General features: G+C 64.9%; 15 protein-coding genes. 3 read left to right on the top strand and 12 right to left on the bottom strand.

Features of this window, described 5'->3' with window-relative positions; all coding sequences use genetic code 11:
- The first annotated feature begins 102 nt into the window (after window positions 1-102).
- The gene (locus tag ACO07J_RS06755; protein WP_422027513.1) at window positions 103-1,278 is read left to right on the top strand and encodes a multidrug effflux MFS transporter; all 1,176 of its coding nucleotides are present in this window, start codon (window positions 103-105) and stop codon (window positions 1,276-1,278) included.
- A 7-nt stretch (window positions 1,279-1,285) separates the two neighbouring features.
- Here ACO07J_RS06755 and dusA read toward each other — a convergent pair whose 3' ends face one another.
- A complete protein-coding gene (gene dusA / locus ACO07J_RS06750; RefSeq protein ID WP_422027511.1) occupies window positions 1,286-2,287 on the bottom strand; it encodes a tRNA dihydrouridine(20/20a) synthase DusA in 1,002 nt (333 codons plus the stop codon).
- A 299-nt stretch (window positions 2,288-2,586) separates the two neighbouring features.
- Complete coding sequence (locus tag ACO07J_RS06745) at window positions 2,587-3,087, bottom strand: ferritin-like domain-containing protein (RefSeq protein WP_422027509.1); 501 nt, start codon at window positions 3,085-3,087, stop codon at window positions 2,587-2,589.
- A 358-nt stretch (window positions 3,088-3,445) separates the two neighbouring features.
- On the opposite strand from ACO07J_RS06745, the gene ACO07J_RS06740 reads away from it, so the two are divergent.
- On the top strand, window positions 3,446-4,588 hold the full coding sequence (locus ACO07J_RS06740) for a TauD/TfdA family dioxygenase (RefSeq protein ID WP_422027507.1): 1,143 nt from the start codon (window positions 3,446-3,448) through the stop codon (window positions 4,586-4,588).
- A 30-nt stretch (window positions 4,589-4,618) separates the two neighbouring features.
- Here ACO07J_RS06740 and ACO07J_RS06735 read toward each other — a convergent pair whose 3' ends face one another.
- From ACO07J_RS06735 to ACO07J_RS06690, 10 genes are all read right to left on the bottom strand, one after another.
- Complete coding sequence (locus tag ACO07J_RS06735; protein ID WP_422027505.1) at window positions 4,619-5,485, bottom strand: sulfotransferase domain-containing protein; 867 nt, start codon at window positions 5,483-5,485, stop codon at window positions 4,619-4,621.
- Window positions 5,478-6,317 carry a sulfotransferase domain-containing protein gene (locus ACO07J_RS06730; RefSeq protein WP_422027503.1) on the bottom strand — a complete coding sequence of 280 codons (840 nt, stop codon included), beginning with the start codon at window positions 6,315-6,317 and terminating at the stop codon, window positions 5,478-5,480. Before ACO07J_RS06730 ends, ACO07J_RS06735 begins: the two co-directional genes overlap by 8 nt.
- Window positions 6,314-7,144: a sulfotransferase domain-containing protein gene (locus ACO07J_RS06725; protein WP_422027501.1), complete on the bottom strand. Its 831-nt coding sequence runs from the start codon at window positions 7,142-7,144 to the stop codon at window positions 6,314-6,316. The genes ACO07J_RS06730 and ACO07J_RS06725 overlap by 4 nt, the downstream gene beginning before the upstream one ends.
- A 109-nt stretch (window positions 7,145-7,253) precedes the next feature.
- Window positions 7,254-8,447: a porin gene (locus tag ACO07J_RS06720; RefSeq protein WP_422027499.1), complete on the bottom strand. Its 1,194-nt coding sequence runs from the start codon at window positions 8,445-8,447 to the stop codon at window positions 7,254-7,256.
- Between the two features lie 322 nt (window positions 8,448-8,769).
- Entirely contained in the window at window positions 8,770-9,855 is a 1,086-nt protein-coding gene (locus tag ACO07J_RS06715; protein ID WP_422027497.1) for a 3-carboxy-cis,cis-muconate cycloisomerase, read from the bottom strand.
- A complete protein-coding gene (locus tag ACO07J_RS06710; RefSeq protein ID WP_422027495.1) occupies window positions 9,852-10,682 on the bottom strand; it encodes a 3-keto-5-aminohexanoate cleavage protein in 831 nt (276 codons plus the stop codon). The genes ACO07J_RS06715 and ACO07J_RS06710 overlap by 4 nt, the downstream gene beginning before the upstream one ends.
- Before the next feature lie 71 nt (window positions 10,683-10,753).
- The gene (locus ACO07J_RS06705; RefSeq protein ID WP_422027493.1) at window positions 10,754-11,140 is read right to left on the bottom strand and encodes a carboxymuconolactone decarboxylase family protein; all 387 of its coding nucleotides are present in this window, start codon (window positions 11,138-11,140) and stop codon (window positions 10,754-10,756) included.
- A gap of 14 nt (window positions 11,141-11,154) precedes the next feature.
- Entirely contained in the window at window positions 11,155-12,006 is an 852-nt protein-coding gene (locus tag ACO07J_RS06700) for an ADP-ribosylglycohydrolase family protein (protein ID WP_422027491.1), read from the bottom strand.
- Entirely contained in the window at window positions 12,003-13,226 is a 1,224-nt protein-coding gene (locus tag ACO07J_RS06695) for a Coenzyme F420 hydrogenase/dehydrogenase, beta subunit C-terminal domain (protein ID WP_422027489.1), read from the bottom strand. The genes ACO07J_RS06700 and ACO07J_RS06695 overlap by 4 nt, the downstream gene beginning before the upstream one ends.
- Window positions 13,216-13,923 carry a glutathione S-transferase gene (locus tag ACO07J_RS06690; RefSeq protein WP_422027487.1) on the bottom strand — a complete coding sequence of 236 codons (708 nt, stop codon included), beginning with the start codon at window positions 13,921-13,923 and terminating at the stop codon, window positions 13,216-13,218. Before ACO07J_RS06690 ends, ACO07J_RS06695 begins: the two co-directional genes overlap by 11 nt.
- A gap of 192 nt (window positions 13,924-14,115) precedes the next feature.
- Here ACO07J_RS06690 and ACO07J_RS06685 point away from each other — a divergent pair, with 192 nt between their 5' ends.
- Window positions 14,116-14,712, top strand: coding sequence for a dimethylsulfonioproprionate lyase family protein (locus ACO07J_RS06685; RefSeq protein ID WP_422027485.1), 597 nt, complete (start codon window positions 14,116-14,118; stop codon window positions 14,710-14,712).
- Window positions 14,713-14,828 lie beyond the last annotated feature (116 nt).

Below are 14,828 nucleotides of genomic sequence, written 5' to 3'. Positions count from 1 at the left end.
GCAAGCGGGAATCCCGGCATTGCCTTTTCCATAACCTGCTTCTAGGTTTCCGGCGCGCGACGGGCGGCCGGGAGACAGGCCGCGTTTCTGAAAGGACATCCCATGTTAAGAACCGGGTTGGTGCTCGGCCTGCTGGCGCTGGTCGGGCCTGCGGCGATCGATATGTATCTGCCGGCAATGCCGCGGATTGCCGAGGATTTCGGTACGTCCGAGACGCGTGTGCAGATGACGCTGACGGGGTATTTCATCGCCTTCGGCGTGGCGCAGCTTGTCTATGGCCCGCTGGCCGATCAGGCCGGGCGCCGGTTGCCGATCTTCCTCGGGCTGGGGATTTTCATTATCGGTGCGCTTGGCTCTGCGCTGGCCGGGACGGCAGAGGCTCTGGTAGCCTGGCGCGCCCTGCAGGGGCTGGGCGGTGCCGCGCTGATGGTGGTGCCGCGGGCGATCATTCGCGACCAGTATACCGGGGTCGAGGCGACGAAGCTGATGGCGATGATCATGCTGGTGATCGCGATCTCGCCGATGCTTGCGCCGCTGGCGGGCAGCGGGATCATGGCCGTTTCCGGCTGGCGGGCGGTGTTCTTCGTGCTGGCGGGGCTCGGTGTGTTGTCGGCGGTGCTGACGCTGCTGGCGCAGCCCGAGACGCTGCCGAAAGCGCAGCGGGTGAAGATCTCGGTGCGTTCGATGATGCGGGGATCCCGGGTGCTGCTGTTCGATCCGGGGTTCATGGGCGTGACGCTGATCGGCGGGTTCGGGATGGCGAGCTTCTTCGTCTTCCTGGCCTCGGCGCCGTTCGTCTATGTCGAGCAGTTCGGGCTGTCGCCGACCGGGTTCTCGGTGGCCTTTGCCCTGAACGCCATCGGGTTTTTCACCGCGTCGCAGCTGGCCTCGTGGCTGGGCGCCAAGATGGGGATGCGGCGGCTGATCCGGCGGGGCGTGACGGGGTTCACCCTGTTCACGCTGGCGCTGGTGGCCGTGACGATGACGGTGGGGGCGACGCTGCCGCTGGTCGTGGCGGGGCTGTTCTGTGCCAATGCCTGTCTTGGCGTGGTGATCCCCACGTCGATGGTTCTGGCGCTGGATGATCACGGCGATATCGCGGGGTTGGCCTCGTCGCTGGGCGGCACGCTGCAGATGCTGGCCGGCGGGCTGATGATCGTGGCGGCGGGGCCGTTCTTTGACGGAACTGCGCTGCCGATGCTGGCGGCGATTGCGCTGTGCGGGGTGATCGCGACGGTGTTGACGGTGCTGATGCTGCCGCGGGAGCAGTACGCGTAAGGGCGCCCTACCCCGCCACCGGTACCCCGGTGACCTGGGCCAGTGCCTCCTCGACGAGGGCGTAGTCGGCCCCGGGCCGCGTGGCGCCTTCCGACAGAACCCGGCGCCACGCGCGGGCGCCGGGGCGGCCGGTGAAGAGCCCCAGCATGTGGCGGGTGATCTGGTGGAGCTTGCCGCCTTGGGCGAGGTGGCGGTCGATATAGGGCTGCATGGCGAGGACCGCGTCTTCGGGCGTGCGATCCGGGGTCTCCTCGCCGAAAATCAGCCGGTCGGCCGGGCCGAGGATATCGGCCGGGTTGTGATAGGCGGCGCGGCCAAGCATGACGCCATCCATCCCTGCATCCAGGAAGGCCTTCGCTTCGGCCAGCGTGGAGATGCCGCCGTTGACGGAGAGGTGCAGCGCCGGGAAAAGGCCCTTCATCCGCTGGACGAGGTCGTAGTCGAGCGGGGGGATGTCGCGGTTTTCCTTGGGCGAAAGGCCCTGAAGCCAGGCCTTGCGGGCATGGATGGTGAAGCGGGACACGCCAGAGGCGGCGACGCGGGACAGGAATTCGGGGAGCACCTGTTCGGGGTCCTGATCGTCGACACCGATGCGGCATTTGACGGTGACCTCGACATCGGTGGCCGCGATCATGGCAGCGCAGCAATCGGCGACAAGCGCCGGCTCCTTCATCAGCACCGCGCCGAAGGTGCCGGATTGCACCCGATCCGAAGGGCAGCCCACATTGAGGTTGATCTCGTCATAGCCGGCCTCTGCCCCCATGCGTGCCGCCTCGGCCAGTTCATCCGGGTCGGAGCCGCCGAGTTGCAGGGCGACGGGGTGTTCTTCGGGCGAAAATTCGAGCAGGTGGACCGCCCCGCCACGCACAAGCGCGGGGGCCGTCACCATCTCTGTATAGAGCAGCGCGCGCGCCGAGAGCAGCCGGTGCAGGTAGCGGCAGTGCCGGTCGGTCCAATCCATCATCGGGGCGACGGAGAGGCGAGAAGCGTGTTTCGCGTTTGATTTCATTAATTAAAGTTACACTCGGGCTTGCGTTCGCCGGCCGGGTTTCCGGTGAATTTCGGCAGGTTTTCTTCCATGTCTCCGGGTTGTCCAAGACGGCTTGCTCCCGAGTAGCAAGAACGGCGGAGGACGTCACGTCCGAACCAGGGCTTGAATCCCACCTTCGCGGTTTCTCGTCAGGCTACAGCTTTTCGGAGGGCTAGAAAAAATGATTGGCCGCGGCAGCATCAGGGCGCGGTTAATCTGAAACTGTCCAGTCCGGCGGCCGGGCCGAACCTTGGGGTCCGGCCGCCGAGGAAATTGCTTCAGGCAGCCCGGTTCAGCCGCGATTTGGCGACCTTGTTGAGCTTCTCGTCCGCGGCCTTTTCCTCTTCGAGCGTTTTTTTGAGGATCTGGGCGCAGTCCGAACGGCCCAGTTCGTCGGACCAGGAGATCAGAGTGCCATAGCGGGTCATCTCGTAATGCTCCACGGCCTGGGCGGCGGCCGCCAGCGCGGCGTCGAGCACGTCCTGATCGGAGATCTCTCCGGCCACCTCATCGGCCTCCTTGATGATGCCGTCGATCGCCGGGCAGGTCGTGCCCTTCGGATCTTCGCCGATAAGGCCGAATACCTTCTCGAGCCGCTCCACATGGCCGTGGGTCTCTTCCAGATGCCCTTCGAAGCCGCTTTTCAGGTCGGGGTTGCCCGCCTTCTTGATCATCTTGGGCAGAGACTTTTCGATCTGCTTTTCGGCATAGTAGATGTCCTGCAGCATGTGCAGGTAGAGCTGCTCGAAGGTTTCGATGTCTTTGGAAAACAGTGCCATTGTCGGCTCCTTTGTTGAGTGGTGGGACTCACTGAACAGAACAGCGCGAGCATTTGTTCCTGTTCGTCCGCAACACGGAACATCCGCGCGGGATGGCCGTTCCCTCTGCAATGCGACCCGCCGCACACCGGAACATGAACGCCCGATATGCATTCGCCTGACGTGACCACACCGAGCCGATTGTTTGAATGCCGGGGGCGGGCCTGCAATAGATGGGGAATCAGAGGTCAGGACGCCGGATATGCCAATGCCCCATGAAAGCCGGGCCGAAAAGCCGGCCATGTCCGACGCGGCAGATCAGGCCCTCTGAGCCACTTACCCATCTAAAAACCACCCTTGAACCAGACGGGAGACCACCATGACGCAAGCCGAGGTCCAGCTCACGGACAACGGACTTTATGCACCGCTCAGCGGCGGTGAGACCTATTTCAACTATCACTGGCTGCGCGATGCCGATCCGACGACGATCGACCCGCAGACGCGGGAGCGGGTGTTCGACGTGACCTCTCTGGAGGCCGCTCCGAGCGCGCGGAGGGCGTGTATTGCCGACGACACGCTCGAGATCGACTGGGCGAATGAGGATCACGTGACCCGCCTGCCGCTGGACCGGCTGGAGGCCTTCGTGGCCAATGGCCGCAAGCCCGACCCGGCCGACCTGCCCCGGCGGCTTTGGTATGCCGGGCACGACGCGCAGTTCCGGCGCATCTCGCAGGCCGAGGTCGAGGGCACCGACGCGGGCCGCGCGCGGCTGGCGCGGGCGTTGATCGAGGAAGGCGTGGCGCTGGTCACGGACATGGAGGACAGCGACCACAGCCTGACGCGGCTGGTCAATTGCCTCGGGCCCGTGACGCCCACGGGCGAAGGGCATTACTTCGAGGTCCGATTGGAGATTGCGCCGACGAACCTTGCCTTTACCGCCGGGCCGCTGGAAATGCACACCGATCTGCCGGGCGAGGAGATGGCGCCGGGCGTGCAGTTCCTGCATTGCCGCGTGAACACGGTGGAGGGCGGCTACAGCCTGTTCCTTGACGGGGCCGCCGTGGCCAGCGCGCTGCGGGAGGAAGACCCGGAGGCGTTCGAGCTACTGTCGACGCACAAGATCCCGTTCTTCTACCGGCACGATGGTTGGGATTACCGGGCGTGGCAGAAGGTGATCGAGCTGGATGCGCGGGGGAACGTGTCGGGCGTGACGATTTCGCAGCATCTTCAAGAGGATATGGACCTGCCGCAGGAGGTTCTGGATGCCTATTACCCTGCCTTCTGCAAGTTTATCCGGATGATGCAGGACCCGCGGTTCGTCTGCCGGTTCCGGTTGAATGCCGGGGACTGCATCGTGTTCGACAATCACCGGGTCGTGCATGGCCGGGAGGGATTCTCGGCCGAGAGCGGCGCGCGGCACCTGCGCGGATGCTATACCGATCGCGGGGCGGCGTGGAGCACCTATCGCACGCTGGCCGTGAAGGGGCATGACGGACAGCCGGTGGCGACGGCCGCGGAATAACGGGATCGGTCACGCGGGTTGAATCGCGGTTCAGCCCGCGGCGGCCACCTCGGCGGTTTCCTGCAGGAGCTCGGGATACCACTTTTCCAGCGTCGGCAGGAACGCCTCGCGGATGCGGCCGACCTGGGCCGGGGTGAGATCTTCACGCCAGACGCCCGCCTGCCCTTTTGCAAAGAAGGCCTGCATGCCCGCGGGGCGTTCGAAGAAGCCGTGCGCCTCTTCCTGTTTCTTCATCGCCTCGAAGGTGGTGGCCTTGATCGCCTTGGCGAGCTTGGCGCTGTCGGGCTTGACGCTGAGGAAATCGAGCAGGCCGCGCATGACCTTGGCAGGCTTGTCGAGCATGTCCTCGTAACGCACCACGTGGCGCGGGAGGCCGGGGGCGCCTGTCCAGGTTTCGATATGGGTGTCCCAGCGGCCCATCGCGTCGCGGATGCCGGTTTCCGTGCCCATCATGGTTTCGGGGTTCATTATCCGGTCGATGGCGGTGTCAATGTCGGCGCTCTGGTGGCGGGCGAAGGAGGGGGCGAGGTCGAACGGGTTGCGCATGATGTAGACCGCACCGGCGGTGACGTCGGGCGGGATCAGGTGGTGGCCCATGTATTGCACCGCCTGGCAGTGGGTCTTGACGAAATGGGTGCCGGGTTTGGAGCCGGCGATGAGGCGCAGGGCCTTGTCGCGGACGCGCAGCCATTCGCTGACGCTGTCGGTCGAGAACGGAGCGCCATTGGCGGCGTCGAAGAAATCCTGCCGGATGTCGGCCGTGGTGAAGCGGCGCAGGTTGTTGATGTCGGGCGCCTGCCCCGGCGGCATGAAGTAATGCGCCAGAAGGCTGCGCATCCAGGTGTTGCCGGATTTCGGGTAGGAAGCCAGCCAGATGATACGCCGCAGGTTACTCATCGAGATATCCGTATTTTTTCATGACCTTGCGATGATCGTTCTTCACCCGCTCGACGATCTCGGGCGCGAGCTCTGTCTGCCACTGACCGCTTTGGCCCTTGGAGAAGAACCGTTCGTTCTTGGGTGAACTTTCGACGAAGCCGCCTTCCTTCTCCTGCTTCGAGAGCTCGTCGAAGCTGGAAAAGCGGATGGCCTTCTTCAGTCGCTCGGGGTCGTTCGGGATGCCGACGAGGTCGAGCACCTTGGCAAAGCTGGTTTCCGGATCGGCGAGCATGTCCTCGTAGCGCAGGACGCAGACGGGATAGGGCAAAGCCCCGGTCCAGCTTTCCACATGTTCCGACCAGCTTCCGAGAAACTGGGTCACGGTCGAGCCATCGGCCGAGTTGGAATGATCCGGCCGCGAGATTGCATCCGCCGTATCGGCGTGGCTGAGCCCATAGTGGCGGGCGAAAGAAACCAGCATATCCAAGGGGTTGCGAATGATGTAGATCGCAGAGCGGGTGAATTTCTCAGGGATCAGGGGCACGCCGAATGCCTCTGTGCGGATGTTGTGGGTCTTGACGAAATTCACGTCGGCCTTGTTGGCGACGATGCCGCCAAGCACCTTGTCGCGCAGTTTCAGGGTCAGCTCGTAATCGCTGATGTCGATCTGGCGGCCGGCGACCATGTGGTACATCCGCGGGATGGAATCGCCCATGCCGAAGCGGTGCACCTGGTTGATCGGTACGGGCTTGTCGGCATTCATCAGGTAGTTGGCCAGGAAGATCCGGGTCCAGGTGTTCCCGGATTTCGGATAGGAAGCCAGCCATATGATGCTCTTGGGCGCACTCATTCGAGATATCCGTATTTCTTCATCATCTTGCGGTGCTGCTTACGTATCTTCTTGGCCAGTGCGGGTGCAAGCTCGGTCTGCCATTGGCCGCTGGTGCCGGAGATGAAGAAGCGGTCGGATACCTTCGAGGTTTCCTTGAAGCCGCCCTCCTCCTCCTGTTTCGAGACTTCCTCGAAGCTGGAAAAGCGCACGGCTTTCTCCAAGCGGGGCTCGTCTACCGGCAGACCAGCATGACGCAGCATCTTTTCGAACGCCTCCTCCGGTGAGGCGAGCATGTCCTCGTAACGCACCACCAGCGTCGGAAAGGCGCGCGTCATTGACCAACTCATTATGTGGTCAGACCAAGAGCCAAGGAATTCGGTCACAAACTTCTCATTCGATTTCGTCACATAATCACTGCGACCCATGCGTTCCACCGCTTCCGCGTGGTCGACGCCGAAATGTCGAGAAAAGGAAACGGCCACATCGAGCGGATTCCGCAGAATATAGATTGCCGCGCGGGTGACCTGCGGCGGTATCAGTTCGAAACCAAATGCTGCAGCGTTGGCGTTATGCGTCTTGACGAAATTGTGCGAGGCGCCGTTCGTGGAAATGGCTGACAGAAGTCGCGGGCGCAACGCGAGTATCTGGCGCTTGTCGTGCGGATCAATGGCCTTGCCGGCGATCTTTCGATACATTGGCTCGGCACTGTCGCCGAAGCCAAACCTGTCGGCATGGTTGATGGACAGCGCCTTGTCTTCATTGGCAAAATAATTCGCGAGAAATATTCGTGTCCATGTATTGCCCGATTTCGGGTAAGACGCGAGCCAAACGATACTCTTGTTCATGCTTCCCCGCCTGTATGATCTGTTATTCGGGAAACTTCGGTGTCGCAGAACGACGCAAGGCGGGGGGATTATTCATCCCCCCGCCCGCTAGGACGAACCTTTTAGCTTCTTAGAAGCTCAGGTTGATCGCGGTACCCAGCAGGGTGCCTTCGATTTCCGTACCGGGGATGACATCCACTTCACGGGTTTCGTGAACGAGGTAGATGTCCCAATCGACGCCCGGTCCAAGCGTCCGGCTTGCGCCGAGCTTGTAGGCTTCACGATCGGTCGTGAACCCGGTCGAGGCGCCGCCGACAACGAGGTCGGTTTCCGACTGGTAGGTCAGCAGTTCAAAGGCCCACGGACCAGCGGCGTCGTAGGTGACACCAAGGCTCCAGCCTTCGGAGTCGCCGAGGCCAATACCCGACGTGATGAGCGTTTCGTCGTTGTCGTTCTCGGCCCAGCTACCACCGATGGTGATGTTGTTGAAGCCGACTTGGAAGCCAACGCCCCAGGTTTCGAAGTCCGAAGCACCTGCTGCAACACTCGGCGTCTCACCCGTACCCCAGCGAGCGGCCAGAGTGACGTCGGTCGAGCCGAACGAGTTCGAGTAGTTCACACCGATGTCGAAGATGTCCGACAGGACGGCGTTCTTGTTGATGCTGTAGCTCGAAGCCGCGTTGACGGCGCCCTGAGCAGCGTACGACACACCAACGGTCAGGCCGTTGAAGTCCGGCGTGTAGTAGGTGATACGCGAAACGTCGTTGTTGCCACCAACTTCGGTGTAGGACGAGATACCCGCTTGACGGAACGGCAGGGTCACGATGTTGACCGGGGTCGCTACGGCAGCGGTAAGCGCGGCATCATAACCGGTGAACGGAATGAACGCCGAGGTCGAGGGCGAGTTGATGTACATCGAGGTCACGCTCGGGGCGCCAACCATCGATTTGTAACCAGCCGAGTTTTCAGCACCCAGGTCGAGACGGCCGAAGGTGTCGCTGCTGATCGACATGTAGGTTTCGTCGATCCGCGCGCCAACGTTTTCGCCTTCGAGCTGGATGTTGATGCCGAAGGTCATGCCGTTGTCGAGAGTCACGTTCGGGGTGAAGATGATCTCAGAGGTCTGGTGCAGGGAGAGGCCGTCGCCTTCCCAGTCCTGACCGGCGAAGCCGGGCGCGATAACAGCCAGGTTGTCCGAGATGTCACCGAACGCAACGTGCTGGTTCATGTAGCCGCCCCAGTCCAGGTTCCACTCCTGGGCTGCTGCCGGCGCAGCTGCGATGCCGAGAGCGATCGCGCTGGTGCAGAGAAGTTGCTTTTTCAAGGTTGTCCCTCCTAGTAAGCAGGAAAGTTTCATGTTCCACCGCACCAGTACTTGGAAACGGCTTGATGATGGAATGGTCCAATTACCCCTCGGGTGTCAACGCGAGCCCCCCCGGCGGTGCGGTTGTTGCCCGCGTTGTGACGTAATAATCACACACTTCCGGCAGGCCCGGCACGGAAAGGTCCTTTTTTCCTTATAATATCCTCATTTCCGGCCCGCGCGCCCCCCGTATGCAGGACTCGCCGGGCGCGGTCACGGGGAGGGGAATCGGGGTTCGATCGGGGCGATTTAAGGGCCGAGTCGAGCCGGATTGGAATCGGTGTCAGGCGCCGGGTGTTCCCTTTTCGCCCCTCTCCTCCCCCAGCCTTTCGATGGCGGCGGGAAGCGCGGCCGCGCGGGACAGCGCCGCGCCGGTAGCGATCAGCATGGGTGGCAGGATCAGCCATTCGAGCGTCCAGGAGATGCCCGAGCGTTCCTGCTCGTGATCGAGCGCGAGGTGCAGACCGGGCAGTTGGACGGCGATGAAGCGGGCCAGCGTGACGAGCAATTCCGCACTGACCGGGTTCACCTTGTGGGCCATCGCCGAGGATGACCCGCCGCCCCGGAGCTTTGCGGTATCGACACCCTGCTGGGCCATCAGGGCGACGTCGTGGCCCATCTTGCCCAGGCTGCCGGTGACCATGGAGAGCCAGCCGCCGAGCTCGGCCAGCGGGGTGCGATCAGTGTGCCAGGCGGTTTCGGGATTGCCGAGTTCCAGGGCCTTGGCCATGTGGCGGGCGATGGCAGGGCCGTGGCCGTGAAACGTGCCGCGGGTGCCCACCGGGCCGCCCAGCTGCAGGCGCAGGAGGCGGGGTCGGAGCTCAGCAAGGCGTTCACGGTGACCGGCCAGGGGCCGGCGCCAGAGGGCGATACGGTCGGCGACGGTAACGGGAAGCGCTGCCTGCATCCGGGTGCGGGCCATGAGGGGGGCATTGCCGAAACGTGCGTCGAGATCCGCGAGCGTTGCGTCGACCCGGTCTAGCCGGGTTTCGAAATCGTCGAGGATGTCGTGCAGGGCGAGAACGAGGGCGGTATCCATCACGTCCTGCGAGGTGAGACCCTTGTGGACCGCCTCGCTCAGGTTTTCGGGAACGGCATTCCGCAACTGGCGGGAAAGCGAGGGGACGGGCATGCCGTCTTCTGCCGCCTCGAGGGCGAGACGGGCCGTGTCGATCTGCGCGGTTTCGATGGCGGAGGCGGCGGCCTCGGCAATCTCCGGCATGACCTGGCCCACGGCACCGAGGGCACGGGAATAGGCGGCCTCGACGCGCAGCATGTCCTGCAGGCGGCGAACCTCGGCAAGGCGGGCGGCGGTCGTGGCGTCGCCCACGACCGCCTCGAGCCAGCCGCCGGGTTCGGCCCCGGTCACGCGGACCTCAGGCCGAGGAGGGCGCGTGCCTCGGCGGGCGTGGCGACCGGGCGGTCGTACTTGCCGCAGAGTTCCACCGCGCGCTGAACCAGCGCGGCGTTGGAGGGTGCCAGCGTTTCGCGGTCGAGGCGGACATTATCCTCGAGCCCGGTGCGGGTATGGCCCCCGGCGGCGATGGCCCATTCGTTCACGACGATCTGGTTCGGCCCGATCCCGGCGGCGCACCATTGCGCCTCAGGGGCGCGCTCCCGCATGGTTTTGACATAGAAATCAAACACCTGCTTGTCGGCGGGCATGGCGTTCTTCACGCCCATCACGAATTGCACGTAGAGGGGCCCGTAGAGCTTGCCCGCCTCGTGCAGGCGGATCGCCTGGAGGATGTGGCTGAGGTCGAAGGCCTCGATTTCGGGCACGACCTCGTAGGTGCGCATTTCGCCGGCCAGCCAGTCGACGAGGTCCGGCGGGTTCTCGTAGACACGGGTGGGGAAGTTGTTGGAGCCGACCGAGAGCGAGGCCATGTCGGGTTTCAGCGGCAGCATGCCACCCCGCGCCTGCCCCGCGCCGGAGCGACCGCCGGTGGAAAGCTGGACGATCATGCCGGGGCAGTGCTTCTCGATCCCCTCCTTCAGCCGCGCAAAGCGCTCCGGGTCGGAGGTGGGCGTGCCGTCATCCATCCGGACATGGCAATGGGCGATGGCGGCGCCCGTCTCGAAGGCTTCGTGGGTCGACTCGACCTGTTCCTCGACGGTGATCGGCACCGCCGGGTTGTCGGATTTCTGCGGCACCGAGCCGGTGATGGCGACGCAGACGATGCACGGGTTGGTCATTTTGATATCCCCTCCGGTCTTTCGAAGGTTTACGGCCTAGCCCCCTGCCCCGCAAGCGGGGAGGAGCGCGGTCAGAGGCCCTTCTCCTCGAGCACCTTCCTGGCGACGCGGAAGCATTCGAGCGACTGCGGCACGCCGCAATAGATGCCGACCACGTGGATGATGGCGCGGATTTCCTCCTTGGTGACGCCGTTGTTGATGGCGCCGCGGCAGTGGATTTCCCATTCGTGCATCTTGCCCAGCGCGCCGATCATGGCGAGGTTCATCATCGAGCGCGTCTTGGGTTCGATCACGTCGTCGCCCCAGCCGAAGCCCCAGCACCAGGCGGTCATCGCCTCCTGGAAGGGCCGGGTGAAATCGTCGGCCGCTTCGAGGTTCTTCTCGACATACTCGGCCCCCAGCGTCGCCTTGCGCTGTTCGAGGCCTTTCAGGAAGAGGTCTTCGTCGAATGTGCTCATGTCAGGGTCCTCCGTCACACATCAATGGGCCGCAGGAGATAGAGGTCGTCTGCGGCGGTCAGGATCTTGTCGTGGTCGTAAAGCACCGCGCGCCAATCGGCCGGGATACCCTCGTAACCGTAGATACGCCCGGCAAGCTGGCCGGCGACGGCGCCGACCGTGTCGGCATCGCCGCCGAGGTTGACCGCGGCGAGCAGCACGTCGCGGAACGCGTCGCCCTGCGTCAGCGCCCAGAAGGCCGCGTGGAGTGTACGGACCACATAGCCGCTGGCCACCTCTGGCGGGGCATCGGGGCGCGGCAGCAGGGAGGTGTCCCCGGTGACCATGAAGCGCGCCATGCTGGCCGCGGCCTTCATGCAGGTGGGGCTGGCATGGGTCAGGCGGCTTTGCATCTGGGCCACCGCCATCGCGCTGTCGACCTCGGCGCCATAGGCCAGCACCACGGGCGCCAGCCGCATAATGCCGCCATTGCCGGATTTCGCCTCGTCCGTCGGGCCGCAATAGGCGTTGCGGGTTTTCTCGAAGAGGTCGAGCGCCTCGGCCGTCTGGTTGCCGATATCGAAGCAGACGCCGGTCGAGGAGAGGTAGCCGTGGCGGCGCCAGTTGACGAAGCGCTTCATGGCATCTTCGGGATCCCAGCCATTGGCCGAGCGGAGCATCTGGGCGAGGCACATGGCCATCGACGTGTCGTCGGTCCACTGGCCGGGCTTGAGGTTGAAGGGGCCGCCGCCGGTGATGGTCGTGACCGGCTCGTAGGTGCCGCGCGGCTTGAATTCCAGCGTGGTGCCCAGCGCGTCGCCCACCGCGAGGCCGATCAGCATGCCCCGGGCCTGGTCCTGTGTGAAGGGCTTGCCCGACTGGGTCATGGGCGCGGCAGCTTTTCGGAGAACCGGCCCGAGAGGGCGCGGTCATGGGCGCCCTGCTCTTCCGCCTCGTCGCCCGCGTCGAGCGCGTCGAGGCGGAGGCCCTTGTGGGCGTAGACCGGCCAGCCCGCGCGGGACAGGCCGCGCAGGCGGGCGGCCATGGCGCGTTTCTTGCTGACCTGGTGAGGCTGGAAATGGTCGTAGTCGCGGGGTGTGTGATCCTTCCCGCGGACGAGGTCGCCGGCCTCGACCGCGGCCTGCATGAGGCGCTGGCCGGTGGATGTACGGGTGATGACGCCGTTGAAACCGGCATCCTCGCCCTCAGGCTGGGCGCCCGGCCAGATGTCGGCGGCCGCGATATCGGCGGCCTCGCCGATGGCATCGGGGCAGAGCTTGCAGCGGGTCTGGATCCGCCAGCCGGCCTCGTCGCCCCAAAGCTCGTCATAGGTGCGCTCGTAGGCGCGGCCGTCCCGGGTTTCCACGCGGGCACGCCCGGGATTGCCGAACCCCCGGTATCGGAACAGTGTGACGTCGTCCTCGGTCACGCCCAACTCGTCGAGCAGCAGCCAAGATTTGCCGAGATCGGAGGCGCCGCCGCAGACCATGACCAGCACGGCGACGAGCAGGTCGTCGAGCCGCGGGTCGGCCTTGGCGCGGGCGCGCACGGCGCCGGCGTCGCAGGGCTTGGCGATTATGGCGAAGGGTTCGTTCCGGGTCAGTGCCGCCTCGAGCCCGGCCAAGGTGTCGGACGGCCCGTAGCGGGAGCCGGCGCGGAGGGCCACCTCTTCGGGCGTCTCGCTCATCACCCAGCGGGAGCGGACCGGATGCGCCGGGTCGGCGGCGCAATGCAGGATGAAGCGGGCCTTGCCGCTTTTCAGAAGATGCATGCCCAGCGCCGTCAGCACCCCGCCGGTGGCAGCGCGAAAACGGATTTCGGGGTCGTCCGCCCAGGCCTCGCCCATATGGGCGTAGCGGCCCCAGACCTCGTCATGCTCCGGGCCATCTGCGGTGGCCTCTGCGGTCACGCCGGGACATGCTGCAAGGATTGCCGCATCGGCGGCGGGGTTTTCGTCGCTCAGAGGCGCAGGTCGCAGGCGCCCTTCCTCTGTCATCGTCATTTTCCAGCGGTCGGGCCCGAGCGCCTCGCACAGCCCGCATCCGATACAGAGGCCATGCTCGACGACCTCGCCGACAGAGGCAGGCTGTCGCGGGCTAGTCGCCATTGAGCATCTCGCGGATGGAGGCCTCGATCTGCCCGCCACACCAGGCGTTGCCGAAACGGGTGTCCGTGTCGTCGCGCATCTGCGCCAGCGCCTCGGTCGACATGATACGGTGGGCCAGCGCGGCGACGCGCGGGGCGTTTTCCCGGACCAGATCGGTCAGTTCCGGCAGCTTGGCGGTCATGGTGAACCAGAGGGTGGCCGTGGCAAGATCCGCCAGGCCCGGCGCGTCGGTGCCGAGCATGTGGCCGGAGTCGGCCTGCAACCCGTGGGCCCGGCCCGTCGCCTCGAAAATCTGCGCCCATCGCGGCAGGCGGTCGCTTGCGAAGCTCTCCCATTCCTCGCGGATCCACATGGAACGGCCGCCGAAGCGGGTGACTTCATCAAGCACGTCGTTGGCGTCGGCGATGATCTTGTGGGTCAGCGCCGTGCGCTCGGGATCGTCCGGCATTATACCCAGCGACGTGCCGAGATAGGCCAGCACGGCGGGCATCTGGGCCATGGCCACATCGTTGGCATGGTCGACCACAAGCGGCGGAGCCATGAAAGGCAGGGGCTGATCGTCGACGTCCCGGCCCATGACGCCGGTGATGGCGTCGATGTCGGGCTCGTCCCATGTCTTGCCGGTATGTGCCAGCACCGCGCGGATGAACTGACCCCGGAAGGGCAACGGCCAGTAATAGAGCGTGTAGTCTGCCATGGTGTCCCTTTCCCGTGCTCGGCGCTCGCCAGGGTCCAGTTCGGTCACCCGGCTGTACGTTCGCCCCTTGGTAAACCGTTTGCCCTGCCAGAGCGCAACCGGAAATCGGCGGCGCGCGGCTCGGGGGGCTTTCCGGACGGACGGCGAACCTGCATAAACGGCACAGCACTGGCATCGAGGTCTGGACCAACCATGATCGACACCAACTGGCAGGCTTTGCTGGACGCCGCGAGGGCGCTGCACCAGGATGTGCCGGAACTGGCCGCCTTCTGCGACTTCCCCGACCCGGTGCGGCCACAGAGCTGCGCGGCAAAGCATGATCTGATTTGCGACGCGATGTTGGGGCAGCCGGACCTTCGCCCCCTGCCCGGCCTGCAGCCCTTTCATGCCAGCGCGATGGCTGCCGCCCGAAGCGCGCAGTGGCGCGACACTTACCGCGACACGGCGTTCGGAGAGACGCTGCACGCCCATTTCGGCAGTTTCGAGGTGGTGGGGCGCGACACGGTGTTGGGTGCCGAGGGGATGCGCAGTTTTCTCGTCTACCAGGCACCGGGGTTTCATTACCCGCTGCATCACCATCCGGCGGAGGAGATCTACCTGGTGCTGGCGGGCTCGGGGGAGTTTCACCTGCACGGTGCGCCTTCGCGCAGCTTGGGTCCGGGCGAAACGGCGCACCATCCGGTGAACGCGCCACACGCGCTGACCACGCACGAGTCGCCGCTTGTCGCCTACGTCGTCTGGAAGGGTGACATCGGGAAAAAGCCGGTCTGGACGGAGACGGCGGCGTAGGCCTGACAGACCGGGGCGCTGGCCTGTTCGCGCCGTAATGGTGCCGCGAACGGAAAAGACAGGCTTGGCGTTCTCTGGCAAGGCAGGGCTGACGCCCCCCTGACCGAGGCCAGCAG

The sequence above is a fragment of the Roseovarius sp. genome, assembly GCF_965228755.1.
GTDB lineage: Bacteria > Pseudomonadota > Alphaproteobacteria > Rhodobacterales > Rhodobacteraceae > Roseovarius.
This window is presented reverse-complemented; position numbering and strand designations above follow the sequence as displayed.